The organism is Pseudomonas sp. JE3303 (assembly GCF_056312565.1).
In genome coordinates, this window is sequence record NZ_JBWGIF010000037.1 from 1 (window position 1) to 1,570 (window position 1,570).

A 1,570-nucleotide genomic window follows, 5' to 3' on the forward strand; every position below is an offset into this window, starting at 1 on the left:
GTGCTCAAGGCCGGTGGCGCCTACGTGCCCCTGGACCCGGAATACCCTGCCGAACGCCTGGCCCACATGATCGACGACAGCGGCATCGAGCTGCTGCTGAGCAACCGTGCCAGCCGTCCCGGCCTGCCCCTGGCGGGGCGCCAGGTGCGGGTGCTGGAAGTGGATGCGCTGGTGCTGGCCGACTGGCCTGCGCACGCCCCGATGACGGGCGTGAACGCCGATAACCTCGCCTATGTGATCTACACCTCGGGCTCCACGGGCCGGCCGAAGGGCGTGGGTAACCACCACGGCGCCTTGCTCGGCCGGCTGTTGTGGATGCAGCAGGCCTATGGCCTGGAAGCGGGCGAAGGGGTGTTGCAGAAGACCTCGTTCAGCTTCGACGTGTCGGTCTGGGAATTTCTCTGGCCGCTGAGCTGCGGGGGCCGGCTGGTGCTGGCCGAGCCGGGCGACCAGCGCGACCCGGAGCGCCTGCTGGCGCTGATCGAGGCGCAGCAGGTGAGCACGTTGCACTTCGTGCCATCGATGCTGCAGGCCTTTATCGAGACCCCGGGCTTGGCCGCGTGCCGCAGCCTGAAACGGCTGTTCTCCGGCGGCGAGGCGTTGTCCCGCGAGCTGCTGCAGCGGGCCCAGGCGCGCCTGCCGCACGTGGCGCTGTTCAACCGTTACGGGCCAGCGGAGGCGGCGATCAACGCCACCCATGGCGCCGAGGGCGGCTTGCCGATCGGCCGGCCCCTGCCCAACACCCGGTTGTACGTGCTCGGTGAAAACGCCGAGCTGTTGCCGGTGGGCGCGCTGGGCGAGCTGTACATCGCAGGCTCGTGCCTGGCGCGGGGCTATCTTGGCCAGGCGGCGCTGACCGCCGAGCGCTTCGTGCCCGATGCCCATGCCTGCGAACCGGGCAGCCGGGCCTACCGCAGCGGTGACCTGGTGCGCTACCTGGCCGACGGGCAGCTGGACTACGTCAGCCGGGTCGACCACCAGGTGAAGATCCGCGGTTTCCGGATCGAGCTGGGCGAGATCGAAACCTGCCTGCTGGCCGACGGGCAAGTGCGCGAGGCGGTGGTGCTGGCCCAGCCGGGGCCAGCGGGGGCGCAGCTGGTGGCGTATCTGGTGGCCGAGGGTGTCGATGAAACGGCACTGCGCGAGCGCCTCAAGGCACAGCTGCCGGACTACATGGTGCCGGCACACCTGGTGCTGTTGCCGAAGCTGCCGCTGAACCCGAACGGCAAGCTCGACCGCAAGGCCCTGCCGCAGCCGGAGGCGCGCCAGTCGCTGGACGCCTATGTGGCGCCGCAGGGGGCGATGGAGCAGGCACTGGTAGCCATCTGGCAAGACGTGCTGCGCCTGGCGCAGGTCGGGGTGAACGACAACTTCTTCGAGCTGGGGGGCGACTCGATCATCTCCATCCAGGTGGTCAGCCGTGCCCGCCAGGCGGGTATCCGCTTCAGTCCCAAGGACCTGTTCGAGCAGCAGACCATCCAGGGCCTGGCGCGGGTGGCGCGGCGTGAGGAAAGCGCGCAGCAGGACCAGGGACCGGTGACTGGCGCCCTGGCGCTGTTGCCGATCCAGC

1 protein-coding gene is annotated in these 1,570 nt (G+C 69.8%); it reads left to right on the plus strand.

Going from position 1 to position 1,570, the window contains the following annotated elements:
• Positions 1 to 1,570: amino acid adenylation domain-containing protein (locus AC0ZZU_RS23970; RefSeq protein ID WP_476343921.1), on the plus strand; the 1,570-nt coding region annotated here is incomplete at both ends.